Annotated in this window: 14 protein-coding genes and 1 tRNA gene; all 15 read right to left on the bottom strand. The window is 59.9% G+C overall.

Annotation, left to right across the window (positions count from 1 at the left end):
• Nucleotides 1-116: GTP-binding protein (locus HDG39_RS33710; RefSeq protein WP_029972183.1), on the bottom strand; the 116-nt coding region annotated here is incomplete at its 3' end.
• 48 nt (nucleotides 117-164) lie between these two features.
• Nucleotides 165-2,267: an elongation factor G gene (gene fusA / locus HDG39_RS33705; protein WP_090802169.1), complete on the bottom strand. Its 2,103-nt coding sequence runs from the start codon at nucleotides 2,265-2,267 to the stop codon at nucleotides 165-167.
• 131 nt (nucleotides 2,268-2,398) lie between these two features.
• Nucleotides 2,399-2,869 carry a 30S ribosomal protein S7 gene (rpsG, locus tag HDG39_RS33700; RefSeq protein WP_006053291.1) on the bottom strand — a complete coding sequence of 157 codons (471 nt, stop codon included), beginning with the start codon at nucleotides 2,867-2,869 and terminating at the stop codon, nucleotides 2,399-2,401.
• A gap of 181 nt (nucleotides 2,870-3,050) precedes the next feature.
• A complete protein-coding gene (gene rpsL, locus HDG39_RS33695; protein ID WP_006053290.1) occupies nucleotides 3,051-3,431 on the bottom strand; it encodes a 30S ribosomal protein S12 in 381 nt (126 codons plus the stop codon).
• 220 nt (nucleotides 3,432-3,651) lie between these two features.
• A complete protein-coding gene (gene recQ, locus HDG39_RS33690) occupies nucleotides 3,652-5,499 on the bottom strand; it encodes a DNA helicase RecQ (protein WP_184012497.1) in 1,848 nt (615 codons plus the stop codon).
• A 226-nt stretch (nucleotides 5,500-5,725) separates the two neighbouring features.
• On the bottom strand, nucleotides 5,726-9,964 hold the full coding sequence (rpoC, locus tag HDG39_RS33685) for a DNA-directed RNA polymerase subunit beta' (RefSeq protein WP_184012495.1): 4,239 nt from the start codon (nucleotides 9,962-9,964) through the stop codon (nucleotides 5,726-5,728).
• 21 nt (nucleotides 9,965-9,985) lie between these two features.
• Nucleotides 9,986-14,092 (bottom strand): DNA-directed RNA polymerase subunit beta, encoded by a 4,107-nt coding sequence (gene rpoB, locus HDG39_RS33680; protein WP_018420144.1) that lies wholly within the window; start codon nucleotides 14,090-14,092, stop codon nucleotides 9,986-9,988.
• Between the two features lie 368 nt (nucleotides 14,093-14,460).
• On the bottom strand, nucleotides 14,461-14,838 hold the full coding sequence (rplL, locus tag HDG39_RS33675; protein WP_018420143.1) for a 50S ribosomal protein L7/L12: 378 nt from the start codon (nucleotides 14,836-14,838) through the stop codon (nucleotides 14,461-14,463).
• A 64-nt stretch (nucleotides 14,839-14,902) separates the two neighbouring features.
• The gene (rplJ, locus tag HDG39_RS33670; protein ID WP_008922978.1) at nucleotides 14,903-15,406 is read right to left on the bottom strand and encodes a 50S ribosomal protein L10; all 504 of its coding nucleotides are present in this window, start codon (nucleotides 15,404-15,406) and stop codon (nucleotides 14,903-14,905) included.
• Between the two features lie 303 nt (nucleotides 15,407-15,709).
• Complete coding sequence (gene rplA / locus HDG39_RS33665; protein ID WP_018420142.1) at nucleotides 15,710-16,408, bottom strand: 50S ribosomal protein L1; 699 nt, start codon at nucleotides 16,406-16,408, stop codon at nucleotides 15,710-15,712.
• Nucleotides 16,409-16,840 (bottom strand): 50S ribosomal protein L11, encoded by a 432-nt coding sequence (gene rplK, locus HDG39_RS33660; RefSeq protein WP_018420141.1) that lies wholly within the window; start codon nucleotides 16,838-16,840, stop codon nucleotides 16,409-16,411. It lies immediately after the preceding gene.
• 162 nt (nucleotides 16,841-17,002) lie between these two features.
• A complete protein-coding gene (gene nusG / locus HDG39_RS33655; RefSeq protein WP_075303275.1) occupies nucleotides 17,003-17,560 on the bottom strand; it encodes a transcription termination/antitermination protein NusG in 558 nt (185 codons plus the stop codon).
• A 1-nt stretch (nucleotide 17,561) separates the two neighbouring features.
• Nucleotides 17,562-17,942: a preprotein translocase subunit SecE gene (gene secE, locus HDG39_RS33650; RefSeq protein WP_184012493.1), complete on the bottom strand. Its 381-nt coding sequence runs from the start codon at nucleotides 17,940-17,942 to the stop codon at nucleotides 17,562-17,564.
• A 34-nt stretch (nucleotides 17,943-17,976) separates the two neighbouring features.
• Nucleotides 17,977-18,052 (bottom strand) — tRNA-Trp (locus HDG39_RS33645).
• Between the two features lie 64 nt (nucleotides 18,053-18,116).
• Nucleotides 18,117-18,211 (bottom strand): EF-Tu C-terminal domain-related protein (locus HDG39_RS33640; RefSeq protein WP_484418525.1); only part of this gene is annotated, 95 nt, incomplete at its 5' end.

The following is an 18,211-nucleotide window of genomic DNA, read 5'->3' as shown; positions in this document are numbered from 1 at the left end:
TTCTGCGTCAGAACCGTCGTGATCGCTGCCGTCAGCGTGGTCTTGCCGTGGTCAACGTGACCGATCGTGCCCACGTTCACGTGCGGCTTGGTCCGTTCGAATTTACCTTTAGCCATGTTTCTCTTCTTTCAGAAAGTTAATCGTTGAATGACTTTGCCGCGCGATTACTTCGACTTCGCGTTGATGATCGCTTCCGACACGTTACGCGGAGCTTCAGCGTAGTGCTTGAACTCCATCGTGTACGTTGCGCGACCCTGCGTCAGCGAACGAAGCGACGTCGAGTAGCCGAACATTTCCGACAGCGGCACTTCGGCGCGAACGATCTTGCCGCCGCCAACCATGTCATCCATGCCCTGAACAATACCGCGACGGCCAGAGAGGTCGCCCATCACGTTGCCCATGTAGTCTTCCGGCGTTTCGACTTCGACAGCCATCATCGGTTCGAGGATGACCGGCTGTGCCTTGCGCATCGCTTCCTTGAACGCCATCGAACCGGCCATGCGGAACGCATTTTCGTTCGAGTCGACGTCGTGGTAGGAACCGAACGTCAGGTGAACCTTCACGTCCACGACCGGGAACCCCGCCAGCACGCCGGCCTTCAGCGTTTCCTGGATACCCTTGTCGACTGCCGGGATGTATTCACGCGGAATCACACCGCCCTTGATCTCGTCCAGGAACTCGTAGCCCTTGCCTTGCTCGTTCGGCTCGAGCGTGATGACCGCATGACCGTACTGGCCGCGACCACCCGACTGCTTGACGAACTTGCCATCAACGTCTTCCGCCTTGCCGCGAATCGTTTCGCGGTAAGCCACCTGCGGCTTGCCAACCGTTGCTTCGACGCCGAACTCACGCTTCATCCGGTCGACCAGAATTTCCAAGTGGAGCTCGCCCATGCCCGAAATAATGGTTTGACCCGATTCTTCGTCCGTTTGAACGCGGAACGACGGATCTTCCTGCGCCAGACGGTTCAGAGCCAGACCCATCTTTTCCTGGTCCGGCTTCGTCTTCGGCTCAACAGCCTGCGAAATCACGGGTTCCGGGAAAACCATGCGCTCCAGCACGATCGGGCTCGTCGGATCGCACAGCGTGTCGCCCGTGGTCGCGTCCTTCAGGCCCACCGCAGCAGCGATGTCGCCTGCGCGCACTTCCTTGATTTCTTCGCGCTGGTTCGCGTGCATCTGCAGAATACGGCCCAGACGTTCCTTCTTGTCCTTGGTCGCGTTCAGCAGGGTGTCGCCCGAATTCACAACGCCAGAGTACACACGGAAGAAGATCAGTTGTCCGACGAACGGGTCGGTCATGATCTTGAATGCCAGTGCCGAAAACTTTTCGTCGTCTGCAGCGCGGCGCTCGCCCTTTTCACCGTTTTCCAGCTCGCCGGTAACCGGCGGGATGTCGATCGGCGACGGCAGGAAGTCGAGCACGGCGTCCAGCATCCGCTGCACACCCTTGTTCTTGAACGCGGTGCCGCACAGCATCGGCTGGATTTCGCATGCGATCGTACGGTCGCGCAGACCCTTGATGATTTCCTCTTCGGTCAGCTCACCCGACTCGAGGTACTTGTTCATCATGTCTTCGTTCGCTTCCGCCGCGGCTTCGACCATCTTTTCACGCCATTCGTTGCATGTGTCGACGAGCTCTGCCGGGATGTCTTCGTACGAGAACTTGGTGCCTTGGGACGCGTCGTCCCAAATGATCGCCTTCATCTTCATCAGATCGACGACCCCCGTGAAGTTCTCTTCCGCGCCGATAGGCACGACGACCGGAACCGGGTTCGCCTTCAGACGCAGCTTGAGCTGGTCGTAGACCTTGAAGAAGTTCGCGCCGGTACGGTCCATCTTGTTGATGAACGCGAGACGGGGAACCTTGTACTTGTTAGCCTGACGCCACACGGTTTCCGACTGGGGCTGCACGCCGCCCACAGCGCAGTACACCATGCACGCGCCGTCGAGCACGCGCATCGAGCGCTCGACTTCAATCGTGAAGTCGACGTGACCCGGCGTGTCGATGATGTTGATGCGGTGTTCGGCGCGGTCGCCCGCCATGCCTTTCCAGAATGCCGTGGTAGCAGCGGAAGTAATCGTGATGCCGCGCTCCTGCTCCTGCTCCATCCAGTCCATGGTGGCAGCGCCGTCGTGAACTTCACCAATCTTGTGGTTCACGCCCGTGTAGAACAGAATGCGCTCGGTCGTCGTCGTTTTGCCGGCGTCGATGTGAGCGCTAATACCGATGTTACGGTAGCGCTCGATAGGAGTCTTGCGAGCCACTTTGATCCTCTATTGGGATGACGCGATGCGAGAGATGCCCATCGCGCTGTAACACAAACGGGCGAGGCGCCTTTGAAGCGCACCCGCCCGGAATTTCTTTCCGTTTTCCGCTAAACCCGGGATCGGGAAGCTTAGAAACGGAAGTGCGAGAACGCCTTGTTGGCTTCTGCCATCCGGTGAACTTCGTCGCGCTTCTTCATCGCGCCGCCACGGCCTTCGGCCGCTTCGGAGAGCTCACCTGCCAGACGCAGGGCCATCGACTTCTCGCTGCGCTTCTTCGCGGCTTCACGCAGCCAACGCATCGCCAATGCCATACGACGCGACGGGCGCACTTCGACCGGAACCTGATAGTTCGCACCACCAACGCGGCGGCTCTTCACTTCGACCACCGGCTTGACGTTGTTGAGCGCGACCGTGAACACTTCCAGCGGGTCCTTGCCACCCTTGGTCTGGATCTGCTCGAAAGCGCCGTACACGATACGCTCGGCAACCGACTTCTTGCCTGAGAGCATCAGCACGTTCATGAATTTTGCTACATCAACGTTGCCAAACTTCGGATCCGGCAACACTTCCCGCTTGGGGACTTCGCGACGACGCGGCATGTTTCTTCCTTTACCTTTTCAGTTGGAGCTGTTTACAGCCCCGCGGCCACCAACTAACCCGATTCATCCGTAAGACTAACCAGCCTGGTCGGGTGACCACTTACTCGATAGCACCGGCGATTCCGGCACCATCGCTATTACCGCCTTTGCAGGCGACCCGAAACTACGATCGACCGGCTAATTACTTGCCAGCCTTGGCACGCTTCGCACCGTACTTCGAGCGAGCCTGCTTACGATCCTTGACGCCCTGGGTATCCAGCGAGCCGCGAACCATGTGGTAACGCACACCCGGCAAGTCCTTCACACGGCCGCCGCGAATCAGCACGACCGAGTGTTCCTGCAGGTTGTGGCCTTCACCACCGATGTACGAAATGACTTCGAAGCCGTTCGTCAGACGAACCTTGGCGACCTTACGGAGTGCCGAGTTCGGCTTCTTCGGCGTCGTGGTGTACACACGGGTGCACACGCCGCGACGCTGGGGGCAGTCCTGCAAAGCCGGGCTCTTGCTCTTCGTCGTTTCCGACGTGCGGCCTTTGCGAACCAGTTGATTGATGGTTGGCATTGTTTATTCCTGAAATTGAAGAAAATCGACGCATCGGTTTCCGGGCAAAGCGGAAACGCCCGCGCATCGAACTTCCCGGCTGGCCCGCTCACGCACGAACTGAAGTTGCGCGTAGGCATTCCAAGAACCGGAACCTAGCATAATATTCCGAAAATACTAAGAGAGTCAACAAGTTGCGGTGTTTCGCCCCCTCTCAATCCGGCTAAACAGTCCGACGACGTCAGTCTGCCGCTACGACGTGCAGCAATTCGTCGCCGAAACGGCCCAGTTTACGCGCCCCCATGCCCGGAATCCCGCGCAGATCGTCGATCGAATGGGGGCCGAGACGGGCGATTTCTGCGAGCGTCGCGTCATGGAAAATCACATAAGCCGGCACTCCGTCGCTCTTTGCGGTTTCTGTGCGCCACATGCGTAGACGCTCCCAGCGGGCCCGCTCGCGAGGGCCCATGCCGACGGTCGGATCCGCGCGCTCGCTCGTACGACCCGACGATTGACGCGTGCGTGTCGGCTTGACGTAGCGGCGCATCGTCACCTTCTGCTCGCCCTTGAGCACCGGCTTGCTCGCCTCCGTCAGCACGAGCGAACCGAAGCCCTCGTGGTCGACCGTCAGGTAACCGAACGCGACGAGTTGGCGGAAGATCGCGCGCCACTCCGGCTCACCGAGCGCCGCGCCGATACCGAACGTGGTCAGCTTCTCGTGGCCGCGCTGCAAGATTTTTTCGCTGCGGTTGCCACGCAAAATATCTATCAGGTGTCCGGCGCCGAAATGAAAGCCGCTCGCACGCTGCGCGCGAAACACGCACGACAGCGCCATCTGAGCCTCGCGCGTCGCATCCGAGGTCGGCGGCGGCTCGAGACAGTTATCGCAGTTGCCGCACGGTTCGCTCGTTTCGCCGAAGTACGCGAGCAGGCGCACCCGCCGGCAAGTCGCCGTTTCGCACAAACCGAGCAGCGCGTCGAGCTTGCCGGTCTGGACGCGCTTGTGCGCGTCGTCTGCTTCGGATTCGTCGATCATCTTGCGCTGCTGCACGACGTCGCCGAGCCCGTAGGCCATCCACGCGTTCGACGGCAGTCCGTCGCGGCCCGCGCGGCCGGTTTCCTGGTAGTACCCTTCCACGCTCTTGGGCAAATCCAGATGCGCGACGAACCGCACGTCGGGTTTGTCGATGCCCATGCCGAACGCAATCGTCGCGCACATCACGATGCCTTCCTCGCGCTGGAACATCTCCTGATGTTTCTGGCGCACCTCGAACTCCATGCCGGCGTGGTACGGCAGCGCGCGCATGCCCTTTTCCTTCAGCCACTCCGCGGTTTCCTCGACCTTGCGGCGCGACAGGCAATAAACGACGCCCGCGTCGGTCGTGCCGTCGGCTTTCGTATGCTCGGCGCGAATGAAGTCGAGCAGTTGCGTGCGCGCGTTGTCTTTTTCGGCGATGCGATAGCGGATGTTCGGCCGATCGAAACTCGACACGAATACGCGCGCATCCTCGAGCGCGAGACGGTGGATGATTTCGTCGCGCGTGATCGCGTCGGCGGTCGCCGTCAGCGCGATGCGCGGGACATTCGGAAAGCGCTCGTGCAGCACCGACAGCTGGATATATTCGGGCCGGAAATCGTGTCCCCATTGCGACACGCAGTGCGCTTCGTCGATCGCGAAAAGACCGATGCGCGTGCGTTCGAGCAGTTCCTGGAAGCGCGGCGTCATCAGCCGCTCCGGTGCGACGTAGAGCAGATCGAGGTCGCCGTCGCGGAGCGCCCGCTCGGTGGCCACCGCCTCCGCGCTCGACAACGTTGAGTTCAGGTACGCGGCCCGCACGCCGACTTCGGTCAGCGCGGCCACCTGATCCTGCATCAGCGCGATCAGCGGCGACACCACGATGCCGGTGCCAAAGCCGCATTCGCGCCGCACCAGCGACGGGATCTGATAGCACAGCGATTTGCCGCCGCCCGTCGGCATCAGCACAAGGCAATCGCCACCGTCGGCGACGTGCTCGACAATTTCGCCCTGCTGCCCTCTGAACGCGGGATAACCAAAGACTTCATTGAGGATTTCGAGCGGTCGGGACATGTATTTGAGAGAGACGGCGAAGGAAAGGCACGCAGGCGGTGAGACGAATTTTACCAACGCATTCGTGCCGCGCCCGCGCTTTGCGACAACGTTAGCCATCGGGCCTAGTAGGACTGCTCCGGCACGTAGCACCGATGCACGCGCAAAAAGAGCAAAAAAAAACCGCTCAGTCGAAACTGAGCGGCTTTCGTGACTCGTCAGGTAAGGCGGCTTGCGCCGCCAACACTTACTCGCCCGAGTGCTGCTGTTCGGCAGCCGGGGTTTCCGGCGTCCCGAATTCGAACGACTCTTCCGCTGCGATCTGATCGAAACGCTCCCGGTCGGCCAGTTCCTTGCTCTTACGCGCCTTGTGGAACGCGAGACCCGTACCGGCCGGAATCAGACGGCCGACGATCACGTTTTCCTTCAGGCCACGCAGGTCGTCGCGCTTGCCCATGATCGCCGCTTCGGTCAGCACGCGGGTCGTTTCCTGGAACGACGCCGCGGAGATGAACGAATCGGTCGACAGCGACGCCTTCGTGATACCGAGCAGCACGTTTTCGTACGTTGCCGGACGCTTGTCTTCCGCGATCATACGGTCGTTCTCGTCGAGCATGTCCGACCGCTCGACCTGTTCGCCCGGGATGAAACGCGTGTCGCCGTTGTCCGAAATCTGCACGCGGCGCAGCATCTGACGCACGATCACTTCGATGTGCTTGTCGTTGATTTTCACGCCTTGCAGACGGTACACGTCCTGCACTTCGTCCACGATGTAGCGCGACAGCGCCTCGACGCCCTGCAGACGCAGGATGTCGTGCGGATCCGCCGGTCCGTCGACGATCATTTCGCCCTTGTTGACGACCTGACCATCGTGCACCAGAACCTGCTTTTCCTTCGCGATCAGGAACTCGTGCTGGTTGCCCTCGAGGTCCGTGATAACGAGACGCTGCTTGCCCTTCGTGTCCTTACCGAACGACGTCGTACCCGTGACTTCCGCCAGGATACCCGCGTCCTTCGGCGAACGTGCTTCGAACAGTTCCGCCACACGCGGCAGACCACCGGTAATGTCACGCGTCTTCTGCGATTCGGTCGGGATACGTGCGAGCACTTCGCCAACCTGCACCTGCTGACCGTCCTTCACGGTGATCAGCGCACCGACCTGGAAGCCGATCTGCACCGAGTGCTCGGTGTTCGGGATCTTCACTTCCTCGCCGTTCGCATCGAGCAGCTTGACCTGCGGACGCACCGTCTTCGACGCCTGCGAACCACGACGCTTCACGTCGATCACGACGAGCGTGGACAGACCCGTCACGTCGTCGATCTGTTTCGCGACCGTCACGCCTTCCTCGACGTTCTCGAACTTCACCGTACCACCGTACTCGGTGATGATCGGACGCGTCATCGGATCCCACGTGGCCAGTTGCGTGCCAGCCTTGATCTGCGCACCGTCGAGCTGCAGCAGCGTTGCGCCGTACGGCACCTTGTGACGCTCGCGTTCGCGGCCGTGATCGTCGGTGATCATCGCTTCACCCGAACGCGAGATGACGATCTGCTCGCCCTTCGCATTCGTGACGTAACGCATCGTCGACGTGAAACGCACCGTACCGTTCGACTTCGCTTCGACCGACGAAGCCACCGCCGCACGCGACGCCGCGCCACCGATGTGGAACGTACGCATCGTGAGCTGCGTGCCCGGTTCACCGATCGACTGCGCCGCGATCACGCCGACCGCTTCGCCGACGTTCACGAGCGAGCCGCGGCCGAGGTCGCGACCGTAGCAGGCCGCGCACAGACCGTAGCGCGTTTCGCAGGTAAGCGGCGTGCGCACGCGCACTTCGTCGATGCCGAGGCGTTCGATGTCTTCGACCGCGTCTTCGTCGAGCAGCGTGCCCGCTTCGAACAGCGTTTCCTGCGATTCCGGGTTGACGATGTCAGCCACGGCCACGCGACCCAGGATACGGTCACGCAGCGCTTCGACCACTTCACCGCCTTCCACGAGCGCCTTCATCGCCACGCCGTTCGACGTGCCGCAATCTTCCTCGACGACGACCAGATCCTGCGTCACGTCGACGAGACGACGCGTCAGGTAACCCGAGTTCGCGGTTTTCAGTGCCGTATCAGCCAGACCCTTACGTGCACCGTGGGTCGAGATGAAGTACTGCAGCACGTTCAGACCTTCGCGGAAGTTCGCCGTAATCGGCGTCTCGATGATCGAGCCGTCCGGCTTCGCCATCAGACCGCGCATACCGGCCAGCTGACGGATCTGAACCGCGGAACCACGAGCGCCTGAGTCCGCCATCATGTAGATGGAGTTGAACGACTCCTGACGCGTCTGGTTGCCGTCGCGGTCCGTGACCGGTTCCGTCGACAGCTGTTCCATCATTGCCTTGCCGACCGCTTCCGACGTCGCCGACCAGATGTCGACCACGTTGTTGTAGCGCTCCTGCGCGGTGACGAGACCCGACATGTACTGACGGTCGTATTCCTTCACCTTCTTCGCGGCGTCGCCAACGATGGTTTCCTTCTGCGGCGGTACGAGCATGTCGTCGACGCAGATCGAAATACCAGCGCGCGTTGCCAGACGGAAGCCCGATTGCATCAGTTGGTCGGCGAAAATCACCGTCTCACGCAGACCGCACTTGCGGAACGCGGTGTTGATCAGACGCGAGATTTCCTTCTTCTTCAGCGGCTTGTTCAGCACCGAGAACGGCAGACCCGGCGGCAGGATTTCCGACAGGATCGAGCGGCCAACCGTGGTCGCATACAGCGTGATCTGCGGCACGAACGCCGGCGCGCCTTCCGACTTGTCTTCGTTGTGGACCATTTCGGTGATCCGCACGTTGACGCGCGAGGCCAGTTCGACTTCCTTGTTCTCGTACGCGCGCAGCACTTCCGACACGCCCGTGAACGTCAGCCCTTCGCCCTTGCCGTTCACCGCTTCACGCGTCGCGTAGTACAGGCCGAGCACGATATCCTGCGACGGCACGATCGACGGATCGCCGTTAGCCGGGAACAGCACGTTGTTCGACGCGAGCATCAGCGTGCGCGCTTCCATCTGAGCTTCGAGCGACAGCGGCACGTGAACGGCCATCTGGTCACCGTCGAAGTCGGCGTTGAACGCCGCGCAAACGAGCGGATGCAGCTGGATTGCCTTACCTTCGATCAGCACCGGCTCGAAAGCCTGGATGCCGAGACGGTGCAGCGTCGGCGCACGGTTCAGCATGACCGGATGTTCGCGGATCACCTCTTCGAGGATGTCCCACACCACCGGTGTCTGGTTCTCGACTTCCTTCTTCGCAGCCTTGATGGTGGTAGCGACACCCATCACTTCGAGCTTGTTGAAGATGAACGGCTTGAACAGTTCGAGCGCCATCAGCTTCGGCAGACCGCACTGATGCAGCTTCAGCGTCGGGCCGACCACGATCACCGAACGGCCAGAGTAGTCGACACGCTTACCGAGCAGGTTCTGACGGAAGCGACCGCCCTTACCCTTGATCATGTCCGCGAGCGACTTCAGCGGACGCTTGTTCGCACCGGTCATCGCCTTGCCGCGACGGCCGTTGTCGAGCAGCGAGTCGACGGCTTCCTGCAGCATCCGCTTTTCGTTGCGGACGATGATTTCAGGCGCCTTCAGCTCGAGCAAACGCTTCAACCGGTTGTTACGGTTGATCACGCGGCGATACAGGTCGTTCAGGTCCGACGTCGCGAAACGGCCGCCGTCGAGCGGGACGAGCGGACGCAGTTCCGGCGGCAGCACCGGCAGCACTTCGAGGACCATCCAGTCCGGCTTGATGCCCGAACGCTGGAACGCCTCGAGCACTTTCAGGCGCTTCGCGTACTTCTTGATCTTCGCTTCCGAGCCGGTGTTCTTGAGCTCCGTGCGCAGCAGCTCGACCTGCTCGTCGATGTTGATCGCGCGCAGCAGTTCGCGAATACCTTCCGCACCCATCTCGGCACGGAATTCGTCGCCGTATTCCTCGACCTTGTTGTAGTAATCCTCTTCGGTCATGATCTGCCGCGCTTTGAGCGGCGTCATGCCCGGATCGATCACCACGTATGCTTCGAAGTACAGCACGCGCTCGATGTCGCGCAGCGTCATGTCGAGCACCATGCCCAGACGCGACGGCAGCGACTTCAGGAACCAGATGTGCGCGACCGGCGAGGCCAGCTCAATGTGGCCCATCCGCTCACGACGCACCTTCGCAAGCGTCACTTCGACGCCGCACTTCTCGCAGATCACGCCGCGGTGCTTCAGGCGCTTGTACTTGCCGCAAAGGCATTCGTAGTCCTTGATCGGACCGAAAATCTTCGCGCAGAACAGACCATCGCGCTCCGGCTTGAAGGTGCGGTAGTTGATGGTTTCCGGCTTTTTGACTTCACCGAACGACCACGAACGGATCTTGTCCGGCGAGGCCAGACCGATCTTGATCGCGTCGAAAACTTCAGGTTGTTGGACTTGCTTGAATAGATCGAGCAAAGCTTTCATCGCTTCTCTCCAGTAGTCCGATTAGTTCCGGTCTAGGTCGATGTCGATACCCAGCGACCGGATTTCCTTCACCAACACGTTGAACGACTCAGGCATGCCGGCATCGATCACGTGATCGCCCTTGACCAGGTTCTCGTAAACCTTGGTCCGGCCCGTCACGTCGTCGGACTTCACCGTCAGCATTTCCTGCAGCACGTACGATGCGCCGTACGCTTCGAGCGCCCACACTTCCATTTCACCGAAACGCTGGCCACCGAACTGCGCCTTACCGCCCAACGGCTGCTGCGTGACGAGCGAGTACGGGCCCGTGGAACGCGCGTGCATCTTGTCGTCGACCAGGTGGTGCAGCTTCAGGTAGTGCATGTAGCCGACCGTCACCGTACGTTCGAACATCTCGCCCGTGCGGCCGTCGAACAGACGCACCTGGTTCTTCGACGGCGTCATGCCGAGGTTTTCAGCGATGTCGTCCGGGAATGCCAGATCCAGCGCGCGGGACATTTCTTCTTCCGTCGCACCGTCGAACACCGGCGTTGCGAACGGCACGCCTTCGCGCAGGTTCTTCGCCAGTTCGAGGATTTCGTCGTCGCTGAAGCTGTCCAGCTCTTCTGCGCGGCCCGATTCGTTGTAGATCTTGATCAGGAATTCGCGCAGTTCAGCGATCTTCGCCTGACGCTGCAGCATTTCGCCGATACGCCAGCCGAGACCCTTCGCGGCCCAACCCAGATGCACTTCGAGAACCTGACCCACGTTCATCCGCGACGGCACGCCGAGCGGGTTCAGAACGACGTCAGCCGGACGGCCGTCGGCCATGTACGGCATGTCTTCGATCGGCACGATCTTCGACACGACACCCTTGTTACCGTGACGGCCTGCCATCTTGTCGCCAGGCTGCAGACGGCGCTTCACCGCCAGATACACCTTGACCATCTTCAGCACGCCCGGCGGCAGTTCGTCGCCTTGCGTGAGCTTCTTGCGCTTCTCTTCGAACGCGAGGTCGAACTGGTGACGCTTCTCTTCGATCGAGTTCTTGATCGCTTCGAGCTGGGCCGCTGCTTCTTCATCCGCAAGGCGAATGTCGAACCAGTGATAGTGGTCCAGATCTTCGAGGTAAGCGCGGTCGATCTTCGTGCCCTTCGCGAGCTTCTTCGGACCGCCGTTCACCACCTTGCCTTCGAGCATACGTGCGAGACGCTGGAACGCATCACCTTCCACGATACGCAGCTGGTCGTTCAGGTCGAGACGATAGCGCTTCAGTTCATCGTCGATGATCTGTTGCGCGCGCTTGTCGCGCTGGATGCCTTCACGCGTGAATACCTGCACGTCGATCACAGTGCCGCTCATGCCCGACGGCACGCGCAGCGACGTGTCCTTCACGTCCGACGCCTTCTCACCGAAGATCGCGCGCAGCAGCTTTTCTTCCGGCGTCAGCTGGGTTTCGCCCTTCGGCGTGACCTTGCCAACCAGCACGTCGCCCGCCTCGACTTCCGCGCCGATGTACACGATGCCCGACTCGTCGAGACGGCCAAGCTGCACTTCCGCGAGGTTCGAGATGTCGCGCGTGATTTCTTCCGGTCCGAGCTTCGTGTCGCGAGCAACGACGTTCAGTTCTTCGATGTGGATCGACGTGTAGCGGTCGTCCGCAACCACCTTCTCCGATATCAGGATCGAGTCTTCGAAGTTATAGCCGTTCCACGGCATGAACGCGATCAGCATGTTCTGGCCGAGCGCGAGCTCGCCCAGATCGGTCGATGCGCCGTCAGCCAGCACGTCGCCACGCGCAACCTTGTCGCCCATCTTCGCGATCGGACGTTGGTTGATGTTCGTGTTCTGATTTGAACGCGTGTACTTGATCAGGTTGTAGATGTCGACACCGACTTCACCCGCAACCGCTTCGTCGTCGTTTACGCGAATCACGATACGGCCCGCGTCAACGTAATCGACCACACCGCCACGCAGTGCCTGAACCGTCGTGCCCGAGTCGACCGCCACGGTGCGCTCGATGCCCGTACCGACGACCGGCTTTTCCGGACGCAGACACGGCACGGCCTGACGCTGCATGTTCGAGCCCATCAATGCGCGGTTCGCGTCGTCGTGCTCGAGGAACGGAATCAGCGAAGCTGCGACCGACACGATCTGCGACGGCGCCACGTCCATGTACTGGATGCGGTCCGGTGTGACCATCAGCGTTTCGCCCGCTTCACGGGACGACACGAGTTCGTCGGTCAGCGTGCCGTCGTCGGCTACTGCCGCGTTCGCCTGAGCGATCACGTAACGGCCTTCTTCGATCGCCGACAGATAGTCGATCTGATCGGTGACCTTGCCGTCCGCAACCTTGCGATACGGCGTTTCGAGGAAGCCGTATTCGTTCAGGTGCGCGTACAGAGCAAGCGAGTTGATCAGACCGATGTTCGGACCTTCTGGCGTCTCGATCGGGCACACGCGGCCGTAGTGGGTCGGGTGCACGTCGCGGACTTCGAAGCCTGCGCGTTCGCGAGTCAGACCGCCCGGGCCCAGTGCAGAAACACGACGCTTGTGCGTGATTTCCGACAGCGGGTTGGTCTGGTCCATGAACTGCGACAGCTGCGACGAACCGAAGAACTCGCGGATCGCCGAGGAAATCGGCTTCGAGTTGATCAGGTCGTGCGGCATCAGGTTTTCGCTTTCGGCCTGGCCGAGACGTTCCTTCACAGCACGTTCGACGCGCACGAGGCCCGCGCGGAACTGGTTCTCCGCGAGTTCGCCGACGCAACGCACACGACGGTTGCCGAGGTGGTCGATGTCGTCCACTTCGCCCTTGCCGTTGCGCAACTCGACGAGGATCTTGATCGTCGCGAGGATGTCGTCGTCCTGCAGCGTCATCGGGCCGACGATTTCGTCACGGCCGACGCGGCGATTGAACTTCATACGACCCACCTTCGACAGGTCGTACGCTTCTTCACTGTAGAACAGACGGTTGAACAGTGCCTCGACCGCTTCTTCAGTCGGCGGCTCCCCTGGGCGCATCATGCGGTAGATCGCGATCCGCGCGGCCATCCTGTCGGCCGTTTCGTCGATGCGCAGCGTCGACGAGATGTACGGACCTTGGTCCAGATCGTTCGTGTAGAGCGTCTGGATGTCCTTGATCTTCGCTTCGCGCAGCTTGTCGAGCACGGATTCGGTGATCTCGTCGTTCGCGTTCGCGATGACTTCACCGGTATCGCCGTCGATCACATTCTTCGCGAGCACGCGGCCGAGCAGATAATCTTCCGGGACCGAGATGAACTTGGTCTTCGCGTTGTCGAGATCGCGAATGTGTTTGGCGTTGATCCGCTTGTCCTTCTGGACGATCACATTGCCGTCGCGGTCCGTGATATCGAAACGCGCAACTTCGCCACGCAGACGCTCCGGCACGAATTCCATCTGCGCGCCTTCCGGCATCAGCGTGAAATTGTCGAACACGAAGAAGTTTGCGAGGATCTGTTCCGGAGTGAGGCCGATCGCCTTCAGCAGGATCGTGACCGGCATCTTGCGGCGACGGTCGACGCGGAAGTACAGCACGTCCTTCGGGTCGAACTCGAAGTCGAGCCACGAACCGCGGTAAGGAATGATACGTGCCGAGAACAGCAGCTTGCCCGAGCTGTGCGTCTTGCCCTTATCGTGTTCGAAGAACACGCCCGGCGAACGGTGCAGCTGCGAAACGATCACACGTTCCGTGCCATTGATGACGAACGAACCGGTCGGCGTCATGAGCGGAATTTCGCCCATGTACACTTCCTGTTCCTTCACTTCCTTGACGACTGGCTTGCTCGGCGATTCCTTGTCGAGCAGCACTAGACGCACTTTGGCGCGCAGCGCCGAGCAGTACGTCAGACCGCGCTGCTGGCATTCCTTGATGTTGAACGCCGGCGGCGACAGCATGTAGCTGACGAACTCGAGACGCGCGAAGCCGTTATGCGAAACGATCGGGAAAACGGAAGTAAACGCAGCTTGCAGGCCTTCCGGCTTGCGTTGCGTAGACGACGTATCTGCTTGCAGAAACGTGCTGAATGATTCAAGCTGGGTAGCCAGCAGGAAAGGTACTTGGTGAACGATGGGGCGCTTCGCAAAACTCTTGCGAATACGCTTCTTCTCGGTGAAGGAATATTGCATACGATCTCCGAATCACGGCGGGCATAGTTGTCGAGGCAGGATACCTTGATGAGACAACCCGAGTGTTCACCGACTGAGACCCGATGGCCGTCCGATGGCTTGAACGAGCCTAGAAGCTTGGTGGTTGGCCGCTACCAACCGCTGGCTGACGGCAGCGGATGCCTGTGTTGCCCGCTACCCGACCAAACTTGCCTTCTGCAGTCGCTTCAGAAGACAAAGAGAAATGCCGGTCAATATTACCGTGGGCGTTTTTCTTTGGCTTCTGGGATCACATTCCTGCCGGCATACACCCGCAGAAACGCGTCCTCCACAAAGCACAAAAAGGCCGGCGGTGAAAAACCGCCAGCCTTCGCGCAGCGCGTTGAAGCTTACTTGATTTCAACCTTCGCGCCGGCTTCTTCCAGCTTCTTCTTGGCTTCTTCAGCAGCAGCCTTCGGCACCGCTTCCTTAACGGGCTTCGGTGCGCCGTCGACCAGATCCTTCGCTTCTTTCAGGCCGAGACCCGTCAGTTCGCGAACGGCCTTAATGACCGAAACCTTGTTTGCACCGGTTTCAGCCAAGATGACCGTGAATTCGGTCTGCTCTTCAGCAGCAGCAGCGCCGCCAGCTGCACCTGCCGGGCCAGCCACTGCAACAGCAGCTGCCGACACGCCAAACTTTTCTTCGAACGCCTTGACCAGCTCGTTCAGTTCCAGAACCGACATCGAGCCTACGGCTTCGAGGATGTCTTCTTTTGCGATTGCCATTTGAAATACTCCTAAATTGAATTCGGATACAGCCAGCGATCAATCACGCCTCGACTGAAGTGCATTACGCAGCGGTTTCTTCGCCTTGCTTCTTTTCTGCCAGCGCGGCCAGAGCGCGCGCGAATCCAGAAACAGGCGCCTGCATAACGTACAACAGCTTGGAGAGCAGTTCTTCGCGGCTCGGGATGTTTGCCAGCGCTTGCACGCCAGCCTTGTCCATCACCTTGCCTTCGTAGGAACCAGCCTTGATGACCAACTTGTCATTGCTCTTGCTGAAGTCATTGACGACCTTAGCAGCAGCAATCGCATCTTCCGAGATGCCGTAGATCAGGGGGCCAGTCATCTGCTCTGCCAGCGGAGCAAACGGGGTACCCTCGACGGCGCGACGCGCCAGCGTGTTCTTCAACACGCGAAGGTAAACCTGTTGCTCACGCGCTTTCGCGCGCAGCTTGGTCAGATCGCCAACCGCGATTCCACGATACTCAGCCAGAACCACGGTCTGAGCTTTCGCGACTTGCGCGGCAACCTCAGCGACGACGGCCTGCTTGCTTTCTTTGTTGAGTGGCACGGTTAACCTCCAGATTCGATACACGCGGCGTGCGCCTTGTGTACCGCGTTCAATAACGGCGTCCGACCAGTCAGGAGTATTTCGACCATCAAAAATCCGTATCGCTACAGATATCCAACGGCTTCATCACTACAAAACCTTTTCGGGTTCGCCATCTGCGTTGGCTTTACATTAAGGACCCGCCTACTTGCTGCGTGCCCACCAACGGTCTTTGACAACCGGTCGCGCGATGCAGACTGCCACCTCGCAACCGCCCAAAGCCCTTAAACGCCGCCCCAACTCGCGCCGGAGCGGCGAAATTCTTTACTGGGCAGCGATCGACGTCTGGTCGACACGAACACCAACACCCATCGTGCTCGACAGAGCGACCTTGCGCAGATACACGCCCTTGCTCGTTGTCGGCTTCGCCTTCTGCAGCGCTTCGATCAGCGCATTCAGGTTGTTGCGCAGTGCTGCCGGCTCGAACGAAGCGCGGCCGATCGTTGCGTGGATAATGCCGGCCTTATCGACACGGAATTGAACCTGACCAGCCTTGGCGTTCTTGACCGCGGTCGCGACGTCCGGCGTGACCGTGCCAACCTTCGGGTTCGGCATCAGGCCACGCGGGCCGAGGATTTGCCCGAGCGTACCGACGATACGCATCGTGTCCGGCGAAGCGATCACGATGTCAAAGTTCAGGTTCCCGGCCTTGACCTGCTCGGCCAAGTCTTCCATACCGACGACGTCAGCACCAGCGGCACGAGCCTGCTCAGCCTTTTCGCCCTGCGCGAACACAGCGACGCGGACCGACTTACCGGTACCAGCTGGCAGCACGACCGAGCCGCGAACCACTTGATCCGACTTCTTTGCGTCAATGCCGAGTTGCACGGCGACGTCGATCGACTCGTCGAACTTCGCGCTTGCGCATTCCTTCACGAGCGACAGAGCGTCTTCGATCGGGTACAGCTTCTGACGATCCACTTTGGCTGCAAATGCTTGCAGACGCTTCGAAAGCTTAGCCATTTACACGCCCTCCACAGTGATGCCCATCGAGCGGGCGCTACCAGCGATCGTACGAACCGCTGCGGCCAGATCAGCAGCCGTCAGATCGGGCATCTTGGTCTTGGCGATATCTTCAGCTTGAGCGCGGGTGATCTTGCCGACCTTGTCGGTATGCGGCTTGCTCGAACCCTTGTCGAGCTTCGCTGCCTTCTTGATCAGAACCGTAGCCGGCGGCGTCTTCAGAACGAACGTGAAGCTCTTGTCCGCGAATGCCGTGATCACGACAGGAATCGGCAGACCCGGTTCCATCGCTTGAGTCTGTGCGTTGAACGCCTTGCAGAACTCCATGATGTTCAGGCCGCGCTGACCCAGTGCCGGACCAACCGGCGGCGACGGGTTGGCTTTACCTGCAGGAATCTGCAGCTTGATAAAGCCGATAATTTTCTTTGCCATTTCGAGAACCTCTTTTGGAACGTCGCCTTACGTGCGGACGCTCAGTGAGTAGTAGCGCGTGTTCGCCGACAAACTGGCTAGTTACGCTCCTCAACGGCCATTACGCGGACCGTAAGCACGAAATACGGAACGCACCTACCGGTGCGTTCCGTAAAATCTGGACTACAACTTTTCGACTTGGCCGAATTCCAACTCGACCGGCGTTGCGCGGCCGAAGATTGTAACGGAAACACGGACTCGCGACTTTTCGTAGTTCACTTCTTCGACGCTGCCGTTGAAATCTGTGAACGGGCCTTCTTTCACCCGCACCATCTCGCCTACCTCAAACAGGGTCTTCGGACGCGGCTTCTCCACGCCCTCCTGCATCTGCGACATGATCTTTTCAACTTCCCGAGGGGAGATCGGGCTCGGCCGATTACGCGCCCCGCCGACGAAACCGGTCACCTTCGCCGTATTCTTCACGAGGTGCCACGTTTCGTCTGTCATTTCCATTTCGACTAAAACATAGCCCGGGAAAAAACGACGTTCGGTTACTGATTTGTGACCGCCCTTTACCTCAACAACCTCTTCTGTTGGAACGAGGATCTGGCCGAACTGATCCTGCATACCAGCCCGCTCGATGCGCTCCTGAAGCGCTCGTTGCACGCTCTTCTCCATACCGGAATATGCGTGCACTACGTACCAACGTTTGCCGCTCGGGGATGCCGGAGTATCACTCATATCATTTCCAACCCAGAATCGCCGAGAAAATCGCCCACTCAATGGATTTATCACAAACCCAGAGAAAGATAGCCATCACGACTACGAAGCCGAAGACCACGAGTGTTGTTTGGGTCGCCTCTTTGCGACTCGGCCAAACTACCTTGCGGACCTCTTTGTACGAGTCATTGGCGAAAGCGATGAAACCCTTGCCAGGCGCCGAGAGAAGAGCGACTGCGACACCCGCGATCGCACCAACAGCCAAGGCGACTCCGCGGATGTACCATTCCTGGCCATTAAGCCAGAAGAACCCCACGAACCCGGCCAAGACCAGCAACACACCTGCGATCAACATCAACTTGTCGCCGGATGTATTTACAGTTTCGACGGAAGGATTCGCCATAACACCTTAACAAGCGCCACTACGACGCGATAGTTGGCAGGGGCAGAGGGAATCGAACCCCCAACCTTCGGTTTTGGAGACCGACGCTCTGCCAGTTGAGCTATACCCCTAAACCATTCAGGGTCGACGACACCGCCAACCCCGATACAACCGATTATCGAGAACTCTCTGGCGTTACTCGATGATCTTGGCGACGACACCAGCGCCGACCGTACGGCCACCTTCGCGAATTGCGAAGCGCAGACCTTCTTCCATCGCGATCGGGTTGA

Source organism: Paraburkholderia lebeckiae (genome assembly GCF_014201005.1).
Lineage (GTDB): Bacteria > Pseudomonadota > Gammaproteobacteria > Burkholderiales > Burkholderiaceae > Paraburkholderia > Paraburkholderia tuberum.
This window is presented reverse-complemented; position numbering and strand designations above follow the sequence as displayed.

Coding starts and splice junctions, on each gene's coding strand:
- rpsG (WP_006053291.1), bottom strand. CDS start 2,869: ATGCCGCGTCGTCGCGAAGTCCCCAAGCGGGAAGTGTTGCCGGATCCG.
- rpsL (WP_006053290.1), bottom strand. CDS start 3,431: ATGCCAACCATCAATCAACTGGTTCGCAAAGGCCGCACGTCGGAAACG.
- recQ (WP_184012497.1), bottom strand. CDS start 5,499: ATGTCCCGACCGCTCGAAATCCTCAATGAAGTCTTTGGTTATCCCGCG.
- rpoC (WP_184012495.1), bottom strand. CDS start 9,964: ATGAAAGCTTTGCTCGATCTATTCAAGCAAGTCCAACAACCTGAAGTT.
- rpoB (WP_018420144.1), bottom strand. CDS start 14,092: ATGCAATATTCCTTCACCGAGAAGAAGCGTATTCGCAAGAGTTTTGCG.
- rplL (WP_018420143.1), bottom strand. CDS start 14,838: ATGGCAATCGCAAAAGAAGACATCCTCGAAGCCGTAGGCTCGATGTCG.
- rplA (WP_018420142.1), bottom strand. CDS start 16,408: ATGGCTAAGCTTTCGAAGCGTCTGCAAGCATTTGCAGCCAAAGTGGAT.
- rplK (WP_018420141.1), bottom strand. CDS start 16,840: ATGGCAAAGAAAATTATCGGCTTTATCAAGCTGCAGATTCCTGCAGGT.
- nusG (WP_075303275.1), bottom strand. CDS start 17,560: ATGAGTGATACTCCGGCATCCCCGAGCGGCAAACGTTGGTACGTAGTG.
- secE (WP_184012493.1), bottom strand. CDS start 17,942: ATGGCGAATCCTTCCGTCGAAACTGTAAATACATCCGGCGACAAGTTG.